Source organism: Marinomonas colpomeniae (genome assembly GCF_014803385.1).
GTDB lineage: Bacteria > Pseudomonadota > Gammaproteobacteria > Pseudomonadales > Marinomonadaceae > Marinomonas > Marinomonas colpomeniae.
This window is the reverse complement of record NZ_JACYFC010000002.1, coordinates 421,655-436,713: the sequence shown is the minus strand read 5'-3', so window position 1 is coordinate 436,713 and position 15,059 is coordinate 421,655. Positions and strand designations below refer to the sequence as shown.

Annotated in this window: 14 protein-coding genes; 13 read left to right on the top strand and 1 reads right to left on the bottom strand. The window is 42.3% G+C overall.

Annotation, left to right across the window (positions count from 1 at the left end):
* Positions 1-259 precede the first annotated feature (259 nt).
* The 12 genes from IF202_RS07175 (at position 260) to IF202_RS07120 (ending at position 13,131) form a co-directional block, all read left to right on the top strand.
* A complete protein-coding gene (locus IF202_RS07175) occupies positions 260-1,348 on the top strand; it encodes an ABC transporter ATP-binding protein (RefSeq protein ID WP_191594204.1) in 1,089 nt (362 codons plus the stop codon).
* A 2-nt stretch (positions 1,349-1,350) separates the two neighbouring features.
* Positions 1,351-2,508 (top strand): ABC transporter ATP-binding protein, encoded by a 1,158-nt coding sequence (locus IF202_RS07170; protein ID WP_191594203.1) that lies wholly within the window; start codon positions 1,351-1,353, stop codon positions 2,506-2,508.
* Positions 2,498-3,367 (top strand): carbohydrate ABC transporter permease, encoded by an 870-nt coding sequence (locus IF202_RS07165; RefSeq protein WP_191594202.1) that lies wholly within the window; start codon positions 2,498-2,500, stop codon positions 3,365-3,367. The genes IF202_RS07170 and IF202_RS07165 overlap by 11 nt, the downstream gene beginning before the upstream one ends.
* A 9-nt stretch (positions 3,368-3,376) precedes the next feature.
* The gene (locus tag IF202_RS07160) at positions 3,377-4,303 is read left to right on the top strand and encodes a carbohydrate ABC transporter permease (RefSeq protein WP_407943810.1); all 927 of its coding nucleotides are present in this window, start codon (positions 3,377-3,379) and stop codon (positions 4,301-4,303) included.
* 11 nt (positions 4,304-4,314) lie between these two features.
* Positions 4,315-4,587 carry a DUF2160 domain-containing protein gene (locus tag IF202_RS07155; RefSeq protein WP_191594201.1) on the top strand — a complete coding sequence of 91 codons (273 nt, stop codon included), beginning with the start codon at positions 4,315-4,317 and terminating at the stop codon, positions 4,585-4,587.
* 81 nt (positions 4,588-4,668) lie between these two features.
* A complete protein-coding gene (locus IF202_RS07150) occupies positions 4,669-6,390 on the top strand; it encodes an ABC transporter substrate-binding protein (RefSeq protein WP_191594200.1) in 1,722 nt (573 codons plus the stop codon).
* 233 nt (positions 6,391-6,623) lie between these two features.
* Positions 6,624-7,331: a UTRA domain-containing protein gene (locus IF202_RS07145; RefSeq protein WP_191594199.1), complete on the top strand. Its 708-nt coding sequence runs from the start codon at positions 6,624-6,626 to the stop codon at positions 7,329-7,331.
* Positions 7,332-7,526: 195 nt separating this feature from the next.
* Complete coding sequence (locus tag IF202_RS07140; protein ID WP_191594198.1) at positions 7,527-8,555, top strand: putative 2-aminoethylphosphonate ABC transporter substrate-binding protein; 1,029 nt, start codon at positions 7,527-7,529, stop codon at positions 8,553-8,555.
* 139 nt (positions 8,556-8,694) lie between these two features.
* The gene (locus tag IF202_RS07135) at positions 8,695-9,771 is read left to right on the top strand and encodes a putative 2-aminoethylphosphonate ABC transporter ATP-binding protein (protein WP_191594197.1); all 1,077 of its coding nucleotides are present in this window, start codon (positions 8,695-8,697) and stop codon (positions 9,769-9,771) included.
* Complete coding sequence (locus IF202_RS07130) at positions 9,768-11,486, top strand: putative 2-aminoethylphosphonate ABC transporter permease subunit (RefSeq protein WP_191594196.1); 1,719 nt, start codon at positions 9,768-9,770, stop codon at positions 11,484-11,486. Before IF202_RS07135 ends, IF202_RS07130 begins: the two co-directional genes overlap by 4 nt.
* Positions 11,487-11,498: 12 nt before the next feature.
* Positions 11,499-12,419, top strand: coding sequence for an EamA family transporter (locus IF202_RS07125; protein WP_191594195.1), 921 nt, complete (start codon positions 11,499-11,501; stop codon positions 12,417-12,419).
* A 58-nt stretch (positions 12,420-12,477) separates the two neighbouring features.
* Positions 12,478-13,131 carry an HAD family hydrolase gene (locus tag IF202_RS07120; RefSeq protein ID WP_191594194.1) on the top strand — a complete coding sequence of 218 codons (654 nt, stop codon included), beginning with the start codon at positions 12,478-12,480 and terminating at the stop codon, positions 13,129-13,131.
* Positions 13,132-13,215: 84 nt separating this feature from the next.
* On the opposite strand, the gene IF202_RS07115 is transcribed toward IF202_RS07120, so the two are convergent.
* Positions 13,216-13,944, bottom strand: coding sequence for an SDR family oxidoreductase (locus IF202_RS07115; protein WP_206705413.1), 729 nt, complete (start codon positions 13,942-13,944; stop codon positions 13,216-13,218).
* A 175-nt stretch (positions 13,945-14,119) separates the two neighbouring features.
* Here IF202_RS07115 and IF202_RS07110 point away from each other — a divergent pair, with 175 nt between their 5' ends.
* Positions 14,120-15,046, top strand: coding sequence for a LysR family transcriptional regulator (locus IF202_RS07110; RefSeq protein ID WP_191594192.1), 927 nt, complete (start codon positions 14,120-14,122; stop codon positions 15,044-15,046).
* The last annotated feature ends 13 nt before the right edge of the window (positions 15,047-15,059 follow it).

The following is a 15,059-nucleotide window of genomic DNA, read 5'->3' as shown; positions in this document are numbered from 1 at the left end:
TCATTGTTATGTTCGGACTGTAAACACTTTGAACACTTGTGAACAGCTATTTCTAGAGAAGTAAAAATCATACAAATAGTTAATAATTAAATAAAAACCTATAATTATCAGACAGATAAAAACAATAAAACTCCAAAAAATATTTTTTGGCACGGGATTTGTAATGTCTTTGGGTACCAGTGTGTGTTCACTTTTGCACTTAGACAAAAATTTTCGGTGAACACACAGGATAAAAATAACAACAAAAAAAGGTATCAACATGTCTCTGACGCTGCAGAATGTATCGCGCGTTGTTGAGGGAGAAACTTGGATCGATGACGTCAATCTGACGCTTGAGCCGGGCTCTTTCAATGTTCTACTAGGCCGAACACTGTCTGGTAAGACGACGCTGATGCGACTTATGGCTGGTCTCGACCGACCAACCACAGGCAAGATCATCATGAATGGTGTTGACGTAACCGGTGTAGCCGTTCGTGAACGTAATATTTCCATGGTGTACCAACAGTTCATCAATTATCCCAATCTCTCTGTTTACGAAAACATTGCCTCGCCACTGCGTCTTGCAAAAATGGATGAAGCCGAAGTAGACCGTCGAGTTCGTGAAACAGCTGAAATGTTACGTATAGACCCCTTTTTGGATCGCCTTCCATTACAACTTTCTGGTGGCCAACAACAGCGTACCGCTATGGCACGCGCCTTAGTAAAAGACTCACAAATCATATTGTTTGATGAGCCTTTGGTTAACCTCGATTACAAATTACGTGAAGAGTTGCGCCAAGAACTACGAGCGTTATTTAAGGCCCGTAATTGCATCGCTATTTACGCAACAACGGAGCCAAATGAAGCGCTTGCTCTCGGCGGTAATACCGCAGTATTAAACGAAGGTCGTTTGTTGCAAATGGGGCCAACGGCTGAGGTTTATCATCAGCCAAAAGACATCATTACTGCTGAAATGTTTTCTGAGCCGCCAATCAATGTGGTTCCGGGACGTGTTAATGAAGAAGAAGTTACCTTTGATGACACCGTTCATTTTCGTCTTAACAATGACTTGCGCCGCTTAACACCAGGCGAATATCAGTTTGGTGTACGTGCATCTCATATCGGCTTAGTGCCACATTCTGACGATGATCTAGAATTGCCAGTTCGTGTTGACCTTGCCGAAATTAGCGGGTCAGAAACCTTCTTGCACGTGCACAACCCCCATTTTGATTTAGTACTTCATTTATCTGGTGTTCATGCTTATCAGGTTGATGAAGAAATTAAAGTGTATTTCCCAACGCACAAACTTTATGCCTTTGATGACCAGGGCAAAATGGTGCATTCCCCAGCACGAATGAGGGAGCAATAATCATGGCTGAAATTACATTAAACGCGTTGGCTCATACCTATGCAGAAAATCCAACGCGACCTGAAGATTACGCCATTCGTGAAATGACCCACGTTTGGGAACAAGGCGGCGCGTTCGCGTTACTTGGCCCATCAGGCTGTGGTAAATCGACCCTACTTAATATTATTTCGGGATTATTAGAACCTTCCAATGGTGAAGTATTGTTTGATGGTAAACGCGTCAACGAACTGAAACCAGAAGAGCGCAACATCGCACAAGTTTTCCAGTTTCCAGTGGTATACGACACCATGACGGTGTTCGATAACCTGGCCTTCCCACTTCGTAACATTGGTGTTCCAAAACATAAGATCACTTCTAAAGTTCATGAAGTGGCAGAAATTCTAGAGCTATCTGATCAGTTACAACGAAAAGCGAAAGGCCTTTCAGCCGATCAGAAACAAAAAGTGTCCATGGGTCGTGGCTTGGTTCGTGACGATGTATCGGCAATTTTGTTTGATGAACCACTTACCGTTATTGACCCTCAATTGAAGTGGAAGCTGCGTCGTAAGCTCAAACAAATTCACGAACAGTTCAACATCACTATGGTGTATGTGACCCACGATCAGTTGGAAGCCTCGACCTTTGCTGACAAAATTGCAGTGATGTACAACGGTCAAATCGTACAATTTGGTACACCAAGAGAATTGTTCGAAAACCCTGCTCACACCTTTGTTGGCTACTTTATTGGTAGCCCAGGGATGAATTTTTTCGAAGCAGAGTTAACGGATAAACTGACCTTTGGCGGCCATACCATTGCCATTAACAAAGAGATGCTAACTCGCTTAAAAGCGATGGGAACAAACAAGGTAACACTCGGTATTCGTCCGGAGTTCGTTCATGTTTGGGACGGCAAGAATGACGACGCCTTCCCTGTCAGCGTGGACTATGTGGAAGACTTAGGCACTTATAAAATATTGTCTTTCTTATTTAACGGACAAGTGATGAAAGCACGCCTTAGCGAAGACCAAAAAGTACCGTCAGGGCAAATATACGTTAGCTTCCCAGAGCAATGGACTAAGGTTTATGTGGACGATTATCTCGTTGACTTAAATGTTCATCCTACCTCTTCAGACAAGGCCATCGATAACGAACAAGACAAGGAGACTGACCATGCAAACTAAAGTCGAAAACAACAAGGCGTGGTTCCTTGTTATGCCCGTTTTCTTGATCGTTGCCTTCTCCGCTATTATTCCTTTAATGACGGTAGTGAACTATTCGGTACAAGACATTTTTGATCCTTACACCCGTTACTTTGTTGGAACGGAATGGTTCAAACAAGTCATGTTAGACAGTCGTTTACATGAAGCCTTGCTGCGTCAGTTTATTTATTCTTTCACGATTCTTGCGATTGAAGTGCCTTTGGGCATTTGCGTTGCCTTAATGATGCCAACCAAAGGCCGAGGTGCTTCTGTAGCCCTTATCCTTGTAGCAATTCCATTATTAATACCATGGAACGTTGTCGGCACTATTTGGCAAATATTTGGTCGTGCGGATATTGGCCTATTCGGTGCCTTTATGAGTTATATCGGTGTCGATTATAACTATGCCTCTAACCCTGCGGATGCGTGGCTTACCGTTGTGTTAATGGATGTTTGGCACTGGACACCTTTGATTGCGCTTTTATGCTACTCAGGCCTTCGCGCTATCCCAGAAGTTTATTATCAAGCAGCGCGTATTGATCAAGCTTCTCGCTGGGCTGTCTTCCGCCATATTCAATTACCTAAGCTGGCGAATGTATTGGTCATCGGTATGTTGTTGCGCTTCATGGACTCTTTCATGATTTATACCGAGCCTTTTGTATTAACTGGCGGCGGCCCTGGCAGCTCAACCACATTCTTAAGCCAATCCTTGGTACAACAAGCCATTGGTCAATTTGACCTTGGTCCAGCCGCAGCATTCTCGCTGGTGTACTTCTTAATCATCTTGCTCGTGTGTTGGGTTTTCTATACCACCATCATGAACATGCAAAAAGACAAGTAGGAGCGGATCATGACTCAATCATCTACAACACCGATGACTCACGAAAAGACCTCTCAAGGAAGAGCATCACAAAATACTAAGGTCACTAAAGAGCAGGCTCCAGTTTACAGTCGAGCTGATCGTAAGGCTCGTAATGCAAATTTACGTGGTCGTTTTGGCTTAGCGCTCTATGTGGTTTTATTGCTGTTGCCAATTTACTGGTTGGTCAACATGTCATTCAAAACCAATACTGAGATTCTTAGTGGTTTGTCTTTCTTCCCTGCAGATTTCACGCTGGAAAATTACGCGAAAATTTTTAGCGACTCAACATGGTACATGGGTTACGTGAACTCAATTTTTTACGTTTCCATGAATATGGTCATTAGCTTATTGGTTGCCTTACCTGCAGCCTACGCTTTTAGTCGTTATAAGTTCATTGGTGATAAACACATGTTTTTCTGGTTGCTGTCTAACCGTATGGCACCACCAGCCGTGTTTTTACTGCCTTTCTTCCAGCTCTACTCTTCTGTGGGTTTATTTGATACTCACATTGCAGTAGCCCTTGCACACTGTATTTTCACCGTGCCATTAGCTGTTTGGATATTGGAAGGTTTTATGAGCGGCGTACCTCGCGAAATTGACGAAACTGCGTATATCGATGGTTACAGTTTCCCTAAATTTTTCGTGCGCATATTTATTCCTTTGATTCGTTCTGGTATCGGCGTGACGGCGTTTTTCTGCTTCATGTTCTCTTGGGTAGAACTCTTGTTGGCACGTACTTTAACGTCTGTGGAAGCCAAACCAATTGCTGCCATTATGACCCGTACTGTATCTGCATCTGGAATGGATTGGGGGCTACTCGCTGCGGCTGGCGTACTCACTATTATTCCAGGAATGTTGGTCATTTATTTTGTTCGTAACCATGTGGCGAAGGGCTTTGCCCTTGGTCGAGTATAAGGAGAATCACTATGGCTTGGATGTCTTGGACATTACCGACTGCCCTATTCTTTATCGGGATTGCTGTGATCTTGGTCGGCATGACCACATGGCAAATTGTCTCACCTTGTGTGGAGCGTCGTGGATTTTTACCGCTGGCAACCACACGCGGTGATCGCTTGTTTATTGGCCTGCTTAGCAGTGCCTTTATCCATCTCGGATTCGTAGCATTCACTGATGCGAATATCGCGATGGCAACTGTCCTATGCGCAATCTGGATGATTATCCTGATGCGTTGGGGTTAGTCAGCGCTCCTTAATAAATAGGAGCGATGAAATTTCTGGCAAAAATGCCAATTTAAAAACTAGACTTTGTCGAGGTAAAACATGCACTACAATAAGAAAAAAATTGCACTGGCCGCCTTACCCCTTGCTGTTATGTTGCACTCTGCCACTTTATGGGCAGACGCATACTCTGATGCAGCAGAAAAATGGGTAGATAGCGAATTTTCTGTTTCGACGTTAACTAAACAGCAACAACTTGATGAAATGCAATGGTTCACCGATGCCGCGAAAAAATTTCGTGGTATGGAAATTAATGTCGCATCAGAAACCCTAACAACGCATAAATACGAGTCACAAGTATTAGCCAAAGCCTTCGAAGAAATTACAGGTATCAAGGTCAATCATGACTTGATCCAAGAAGGCGATGTAGTTGAAAAGCTGCAAACTCAAATGCAATCTGGCCGTAATATTTACGACGCTTACGTAAACGATTCCGATTTGATCGGTACCCATTTTCGTTACGGTAAAGTAGTTCCTATTTCTGACATGATGAAAGGTGACGGCAAATCTTACACGTCTCCGACGTTAGATCTTAACGATTTCATCGGCTTAGATTTCACTACAGGCCCAGACGGTAAACTTTACCAACTACCAACTCAGCAATTCGCAAACTTATATTGGTTCCGTGCTGATTGGTTTGCTCGTCCAGACCTGAAATCCCAGTTCAAATCTATTTACGGTTATGACTTAGGCGTACCAGTAAACTGGTCGGCTTATGAAGACATCGCTGAGTTCTTCACAGATAAAGTGAAAAACATCGACGGCGAGCGTGTTTACGGTCACATGGATTACGGTAAAAAAGATCCTTCTCTTGGCTGGCGCTTCACTGACGCTTGGTTCTCTATGGCGGGTGCTGGCGATAAAGGCATTCCAAACGGATTACCTGTTGATGAATGGGGTATTCGTGTTGAAGCCTGCCATCCAGTGGGCTCTAGTGTTTCCCGTGGTGGTGCTACCAATGGCCCAGCAGCTGTTTACGCGACAACAAAATACGTAGATTGGTTACGCAAGTACGCGCCACCAGAAGCGCAAGGCATGACTTTCTCTGAATCTGGCCCAGTACCAGCTCAAGGCGGCGTAGCTCAGCAAATTTTCTGGTACACAGCCTTTACTGCGGACATGACAACTAAAGGTCTTCCTGTTGTAAATGAAGATGGCACACCGAAATGGCGTATGGCGCCATCTCCAGTTGGGCCATACTGGGAAGAAGGTATGAAAAAAGGGTATCAAGATGTTGGCGCCTGGACTTTCATGAACTCTACTCCGGATGATCGTCGTTTAGCCGCTTGGTTGTATGCTCAGTTCACAACAGCAAAAACGGTTTCTTTGCAGAAAACATTAGTTGGCCTAACGCCAATTCGTGAATCTGATATCAATTCTCCAGAAATGGCAGCTGCGGCGCCAAAACTTGGTGGTTTGGTTGAATTCTACAAAGGACCAGCTCGTAAAGAATGGTCACCAACAGGGACTAACGTGCCAGATTATCCAAAATTGGCTCAACTTTGGTGGCAGTACATCTCGCAAGCAGCGAGCGGTGAAGCCTCACCACAAGAAGCTCTTAATGGCTTAGCAGAAGCGCAAGATAAAGTAATGAACCGTCTTGAGCGTGCAAAAGTACAAGACACTTGTGGTCCTAAGCTAAACACACCTCGTGATGAAGCTTATTGGTTGGCACAACCGGGTTCACCAAAAGCGAAACTAGCAAACGAGAAGCCTAAAGGCGTCACGATTGCTTATGACGAGTTACTTCGTTCTTGGGAATAAGTTTTTTATTCATAGAGTCTCTCAATGTTTGACCGGCTTAGGCCGGTCTTTTTTTGTCTATATTTCACACCTTATTGCTCAATTTCGTACATTCAACAAATACTTAGCCGAAATAATCACAAGCTGGCATACTCAACATCATTCATAAACAAAGTATCGGTATAATTTTTACAGAGTATTTATACCGGTACAAATACTGTTTAAATCTAGATTTTATTAGGAATAAAGTGAATATGTTAAACAGCCAATATCACCATTTACAAAGATATTTCGGTGACCTAATTCAGCAAAAAGTATTGGAAGCAGGTACAAAACTTCCCTCTGAAAGAGAGATAGGAGAACAGTTCAAGCTAACTCGCATTACGGTACGGCAAGCACTACAAAACCTAGAAGCCGAAGGTTTAATTTATCGACAAAACCGTAGAGGCTGGTTCGTTACTCCACCTCCTGTAATCTACGATCCTGCCAATTATTTAAGCTTTAATCTCTACGTAACAGAGCAAGGTTTCATACCTCATACTGAGAAACTATTGCAACAAATTGAACCAGCCAACGAAGAGCTTGCTCAATTAATGGGCATAGAAACCAACACTCCAGTCCTCTTTTTACATCGTCGTCGCTACATTGATCAACGCCCTGTGTTGATCGAAAAGATCTACATCAACTTCAAATTTTTACCTGGAATAGAGAAAGAAGAGTTAAGTCAATCTTTGGGGCAATTATTAAAGCAGAAGTACCAATTAGAATATCGAGATATGGACCTTTCATTTAAATCAACATCTTTACCTGCTCATGCTGCGAATGATCTTGGCATCTCTACAGGACATGCGGGGTTGCACATAGAAAGAATAAATTATACCAGCGATAAAAAAGTCCTAGAAGTCGATTACGAATTCTGGCGACATGATGCTATGTCGATAAGAATAGCCCTTCGTGATTAACCACTAAAAACTCTCTTTTATACTCCTTATATCCAAGCCCAATCACACCTATTTTTTTTATAAAAATAGGTGTTCTTTTAGCTCGATTTTTTTACCAAATTTATTTTTTTGTCACACAAATGTCATATCTGGCTGCTATTTTGCATATCCATCTGGTCTATACCAGTTGATAATTTGACGCATGGAGAAGTGAAGATGACACAGAAAAGCTTAATGAAACGTCTGTCTATTTTAGCAGGCATCGCAACCGTATCTATCGCAACACAAGCTGCACAAACAGAATTAACCGTATATACCGCAGTGGAAGCAGAAGACCTAAAAAAATACGCAGCCCGCTTTAACGAAGAGCATCCAGAAATCAAAATTAATTGGGTACGTGACTCCACAGGGATAGTAACGGCTAAATTACTTGCTGAAAAAAGCAACCCTCAAGCCGATGTTGTATGGGGATTAGCTGCGACAAGTCTTATGCTATTGAAAAACGAAGGAATGTTGCAAAGCTATAAACCAGAAGGTTATGACGCTCTGTCATCTAAGTTTAAAGATACTTCTGCAGACCCTGTTTGGACTGGAATGGACGCTTGGATAGCCGCTGTTTGTTATAATACGGTAGAAGCTGGAAAGCTTGGATTACCAAAACCAACGTCATGGGCAGATCTGACAAACCCTGTCTATAAAGACCACATCATTATGCCTAATCCAAATTCATCTGGTACGGGCTTCTTAGACGTTAGTAGTTGGTTACAAATTTTCGGCGAAGATAAAGGCTGGGAATACATGGACGGACTACATAACAACATCAGCCGTTACACACATTCAGGTTCTAAGCCTTGTAAGTTAGCCGCATCAGGCGAAATTCCAATCGGTATCTCTTTTGCTTTTCGTGCGGCTAAATCGAAAAAATCTGGTGCACCGTTAGACATCGTTTTCCCAACAGAAGGATTAGGATGGGATATGGAAGCAACGTCAATTATTAAGGGAACAGATAAGCTGGAAGCAGCACAAACCTTAGTTGATTGGACAGTATCGAAAAAAGCCAATGAAATGTATAACGAAGGTTATGCCGTTGTCGCTATGCCTGGCATCGCTAAGCCAGTTGAGTTCTTCCCAGAAAATGCGGAATCGTTAATGATCGATAATGACTTTGAATGGACAGCAGCGAATCGAGTAGAGATTTTGGCTAAGTGGCAAGAGCGCTACGACAGCAAAAGCGAAGCAAAATAAATCGCGAGTAAAACAAGGAATAAAGCCTCGCTTTATTCCTTGTTTTTATTTCACTCTTTTTTGTAACAGTCATTCGGATCACAGCACAGTTACCGTGACGGTCCATTGAAAAAATACTCAAATTCAAGGAGGACCGATCATGTCCAATAAAGCCTATTTAGAACTCAACAATATCGATCAAATGTTTGGTACATATCAAGCGTTAAAGAACGTATCACTCAATATTAAAGAAGGCGAATTTGTCTGTTTTTTAGGGCCATCAGGTTGCGGTAAAACAAGTTTATTGCGCATTATTGCCGGCTTAGACACACCAACGTCTGGTTCTATTTTGCAGGCAGGAAAAGACATCACTTACGCACCTGTGAATCATAGAGACTTTGGCATTGTCTTTCAGTCTTATGCCTTATTTCCTAATTTAACCGTCGCAGACAACATTGCATATGGCTTAGTTTCAAAGAAGTTTTCTGCCAATGATCGTCGCGTTCGTGTTACTGAACTACTTGCTACTGTTGGTATGTCGGGTAGCGAAGGACGTTATCCCGCTCAACTGTCTGGCGGCCAGCAACAACGAGTAGCTCTCGCTCGCGCATTGGCAACTTCTCCGGGGTTACTGCTGCTTGATGAACCACTTTCAGCCTTGGATGCACGAGTTCGAGCCCATTTAAGACAAGAAATAAAACAACTACAAGAAAAGCTTGGCGTTACCACTATCATGGTAACTCATGACCAAGAAGAAGCACTGACCATGGCAGATCAAATTGTTGTCATGAACCAAGGTGTTATCGAACAAATTGGTACACCACAGGACGTTTATGCAAAACCTAATACGCCATTCGTCGCTGAGTTTGTTGGCGAGATGAACTTCCTTAGTGCAGAAGTCAGCGGCGTAGGAGTGATGCAATCTGCAGGTTTAACGTTACGCTGCGATCAATCTTCACACTTGACCATAGGCGACCCAGCTCAGTTGGCCATTCGACCTGAAGACGTGCGTTTTCAAACGGAAGGTGAAGAAGATAACAAGATGAATGCCAAAGTACTGCACCTTGAATTTCTTGGCTCTCGTATGCGAGCTTTGTTAGAACTCGAAAATCACGAACGTCCGATTTTAGCGGATATTTCTATGAATGAAATGGCGGAACTTAACCTGATTCAAGGGCAAAGCGTTGTATGCCAATTACCTCATGATCGTTTGCATGTATTTGGAGGCAAAGCATGAGTGGTTTTTCTGTAACCAGTCGATCGTCAAGCAAGGCAGGTCAACCTTGGTATGGACGCCGAGGTTTTGATGAATGGTCACTTGGCGCAATTTTAACACTGGGAATTATCGGCCTTTTTATCTGTGTCGTTTTACCTATCTATACCTTGCTGTCGAAGAGTGTTGAAAACAAAGACGGTGATTTTATTGGCTTAGCCAACTTCGTACAATTTTTTGAAACACCTAGTTTATTTAGCTCTATCAGCAATTCATTATTTATCGCCCTACTATCTACAGTCATCGTTACCAGTTTGGCGTTTTTAACCGCCTATGGAATAAGTCGTACTCGCATACCATTTAAAGGCCTGTTCCGTATTGTTTTAGTACTTCCTATTTTAGCGCCATCTTTATTGCCAGCCATTAGCTTAGTGTATTTGTTCGGTAACCAAGGTATTTTGAAAGACGTCTTGATGGGTGCCAGTATTTACGGACCAATCGGTATCGTTATTGGTTCCTGCTTTTGGACTTTTCCTCACGCTTTAATGATTATGCTTACCGCACTTGCCAACACAGATGCACGGTTATACGAATCCGCTGAGGTGTTAGGCGCGTCGCCTATGCGTACTTTTTTCACCATCACTTTACCTGCTGCTAAATACGGTATTATCAGCGTGGCGTTTGTGGTGTTCACCTTAGTTATTACTGACTTTGGTGTACCGAAAGTCATCGGCGGTCAATTCAATGTATTAGCTACGGATATTTACAAACAGGTTATTGGTCAGCAGAATTTTGAAATGGGTGCGACAGTCAGCATGATCCTGTTATTGCCTGCGATATTAACCTTCATTACCGACCGCTGGTTACAGCGTCGTCAATCAGCTTTACTAACCTCAAGAGCCGTTCCTTGGACTCCCCCAATTCGTAAAGTCGTCGATAAAGCATTTTTCGCTTTAATGATTGTGGTTTGTGTTGTGATTTTAGGCGTCATTGCCATGGCGGTATACGCATCTTTAGTGACCTTCTGGCCTTACAATCAAACCTTATCTTTTAAGAATTATAACTTTGATTTAATGGACGGCGGCGGCTGGGACTCCTATTGGAACTCAATTCAATTGGCTACTTATACTGCCTTAATCGGTACAGGATTTATTTTTTTCCAATCTTACTTGGTCGAGAAGTTAGCTGGATTTAAACTGTTGAAATGGTTCTTCCATCTCTTTGCTATTTTGCCTTTGGCGGTACCTGGATTAGTGTTAGGTTTGGCGTATATATTTTTTTTCAATGCACCGAATAATCCCTTAAATGGAATCTATGGGACTATGACTATTTTAGTGGTTTGTACCATCAGCCACTTTTATACCGTTTGTCATCTCACCGCGACAACGGCTTTAAAACAAATTGATTCGGAATTTGAATCTGTTTCAGCATCACTAAAAGTTCCTCAAATCGTTACTTTTTGGCGAGTGTCATTACCTGTTTGTATGCCAGCTGTTTTAGATATTGCCAGTTATTTATTTGTGAATGCGATGACCACAGTATCTGCTGTTGTGTTCTTATACTCTTACAATACAAGCTTGGCGTCTGTGGCAGTATTGAATATGGATGACGCTGGAGATATTGCTCCCGCCGCCGCCATGGCCGTAATGATCATGTTGACCTGTATGGTCGCACGCCTTGTTCATTGGTTATTGGGCAACGTCATTCTGAAACATACTCAACATTGGCGTCAGCGCTAGGAGCTAAACTCGATGAGCCTCACCGCCATTGTTCTTATATTAATTTCTACCTTTATGCATGCGGGTTGGAATTTTTTTGGTAAGAAAACAAGTCCAACTTTAGGTTTTTTCTTCCTAACAATGGTAGCAGGGGCGGCGCTGTTTTCGCCTTTTGTGTTTTGGCATTGGGACTTGGTTCAGGCATTTGACCACGAAATATTGTTTCTTTTGTTGATGACTGGGCTTTTCCAATCTATTTATTTATGGGGCTTGGCTGAAGCGTATCGAGCTGGAGATATGTCTATCGCATACCCTATTGCCCGTTCATCGCCTTTAATTATTGTCTGCATATCAAGCTTTTTTCTTGGTCAACAAAATGAAGTATCTGTACAAGCCATCATAGGTATTGTGATGATTGTCTTAGGCTGTTTGTTTATTCCCTTACAAAGTTTCGGAGACTTTAAATTCGCTAACTATCACAACCGTACCACTACCTTTGCTATCGTGGCTGCGTTTGCCACTGCGGGCTATTCTTTAGTAGATAACCAAGCAACTCAACTCATGCGAGGGTTAACCGATCATTCAGGAACACCCATAGCCAGCGCAGGAGAGGTAGCCTTAGTTTATGTTTCATTACAAAGTGCTTTTGCTGTGATTTGGATGGGCTGGTTTGTATTAAGTACAACCAAACTAAGACAAAATTTTAAAACTCTATTACAGAAGCAATGGCGCATAGGATTGATTACCGCCGCACTTATGCTTGGTACTTATTCTCTGGTCATTTTGAGCATGGCGTTTGTGGATAACGTGAGCTATGTCGTGGCATTACGCCAATTCAGTATCCCACTAGGCGTTCTATTTGCCGTAATTGGGTTTGGAGAATCCTTAAAGGCACCAAAAATATTCGGAGTCATCATTACTTTTATTGGATTAATCGCTGTTGCTCTAGGATAAGTTTCAATCAATTTCCTAGGCTTATTTTTTATTTCTATTGTTCACGTAAGGAAGCTACATGGCACTCGCATTTTTTGATCTTGATAACACTTTAGTGGCTGGTGATACGGCACAAGCTTTTTCAGAATACATAGCTGCAAGTCAGCTACCGACTCCAATCGATTTTTTAGCCGTTAATCATGTGTATATGAATGAATACGATGCTGGCACCTTAGATTTAGCAGGTTATATGCGTTATACCTTATCACCTTTACTGACGTTAAAGGCAGCACAAGTTAATGACATTATTACCAATTTCATTAATGACATAATCTTTACCATGGTGCTTCCAAAAGCTCATGCATTACTAAAAAAACATAAAGATAATGGTGACGAGCTAATTATTATTTCTGCAACAGGTTCACATCTAGTATCACCTATTGCTAAATATTTAGGCGTACAGCATGCACTGGGTGTGGATGTTGAAGTTAAAAATGGACACTTAACTGGTGAAATCACTGGCACTCCAACCTTTCGCGAAGGCAAAGTCATTCGTGCAGAACAGTGGGCGAAAGAGCATGGTTTCCCAATGGATGAAACTTACTTTTATAGCGACTCACACAACGACTTACCGCTACTCGAAAAAGCACATTATCCTGTTGCCGTTGATCCTGACCCTATCTTAGAAAAAGTCGCACAAGAGAACGGTTGGCCAATTATCAGCCTGCGTTAAGTGAATCCAGGTTAAATAAGCTCGCACACTTAAAAGCAGAAAAAGAAGGTCATCTTTGACCTTCTTTTTCACCCTGATTGGTTCCTAAAGCGTAAAACCGCCATCCACATCAATCACGGCATTTCGAAGTGCGGATGAGGCCTCATCAAGCAAATACAAGATGGTGCCGACATGATCTTCTGGGTGCAGTTCTCGACCGAGTGGTGTGGACTTCAAAGAATCGTATGTTTCTTGTTGCTGCTCATCTGACATGCCTGCTTTAGAATGAATGTCTGTTGCAGTAATACCTGGACGGAAAGTATTAATTCGTACTCCTCGATCCGCTAATTCAACGTTTAATACTCGAATAGTCGATTCAAACGCCGCTTTACTCGCTGCATAAACAGAACAACCTGCAAACCCTTTGTACACGACAATGCTGGATGTAAAGACAACACTCGACGTTGCGGCCAAACTTGGTAATAACGCCTGTAAAGTAAAGAACGGTCCTTTGGTATTGATGGCAATGGTTTCATCGAAATTCTCAGGGGTGGCCGCTTCAAAAGACGTCGGATAGAAAACGCCTGCATTTAACACAACACCATCTAATACAACTCCGTCATTTTGCAAAGCTTTTCCAAGCTCAGCGATTTGAGTTAAATCTGCGCTGTCCGCCAAATAACTTTTCACACCAAGCTCTTTCGATACCTGATCTAGCTTTTCTTGATTTCGCCCAGTGATGATGACCTTGTGTCCCAGTTTAAGGCTCTGCTTTGCTGTGGCTAAACCAATACCGGATGTCGCACCTGTGATTAAGATTGTTTTTGATGACATATTTTGCACTCCAATAAATATCAATAATTAGTATGCAAACAGTTTACTGTATTCTATGGTTTCTTATTAGCCACTTAAAAACTAACAATAGGTTTCTTTTTTAGAAACAATAGATTTAAATAACGCCACCAAAACCCTTACCATTATTCTTCGTATTTACTGAAAAGAGAACGTTATGGACAAGCTTCACAATCACCTTTCCCATTTGTATTTATTCCATAATGTGGTTCGTTTAGGGAGCTTTCAGGCGGTCGCAACGAAATACAATTTACCCCGCTCATCTGTTAGTAAGAAGATCCAACAGCTTGAAGAACAAGTCGGGCAGCGCCTTATTCAAAGAAGCACACGAAAGCTCAGTTTGACCGAAGCAGGACGAGATTTGTTAGCGGCCTCTGAATCATTAAACAAGATAGTAGAAGATTCCCAGCAAGTCATAGACGCGCACGAGTCAACTCCGTCTGGCACAGTCAAAATAAGCTGCACTGTGATTATCGGCCAACAATTCATACTTCCACTTATTCATGTTTTACGACGTGATTTCCCAGCCATTTCATTGGAACTGTATTTCAGTGATGATCATGTGGATTTGCTTGAACAGGAAATCGACATTGCCATTCGAATTGGTCATTTACCAGATTCCTCTCTCATGGCAAAGCGAGTTGGCGGTAAACGTTTAGGATGGTATGCCAGCCCAGATTATCTTCAAGAACATGGAACCCCAACAACGCCAGAGGTTTTAAACGAGCATCAGTGTTTAATTTTTAAAAATCAAAGCGTTGCATTAGATCATTGGTCATTCAAAGAAAAGAATGGCGACATAAAAAAGGTGCGAGTAGCAAGTAAAATTGCCACCGATGACGGACGTATCTTGGTAGAAATGGCTCGCCTTGGATTAGGCGTCATGATGATTGATCCATTATTGATAAAAGAGGACCTTGAAAAGGATTTGTTAGTTCCTATTCTTACCGATTGGCAACACCCAGATAGCTTGCCAATTAACCTTGTTTGTTTAGGAAGAAACTATCGAAGTAGAGCTTCCACCAGCATTTGGGAAGCACTTTCTTTTCATCTACAAGGTGCGTTTTCCGAAACTGATAGATGACGCAATGACTCAT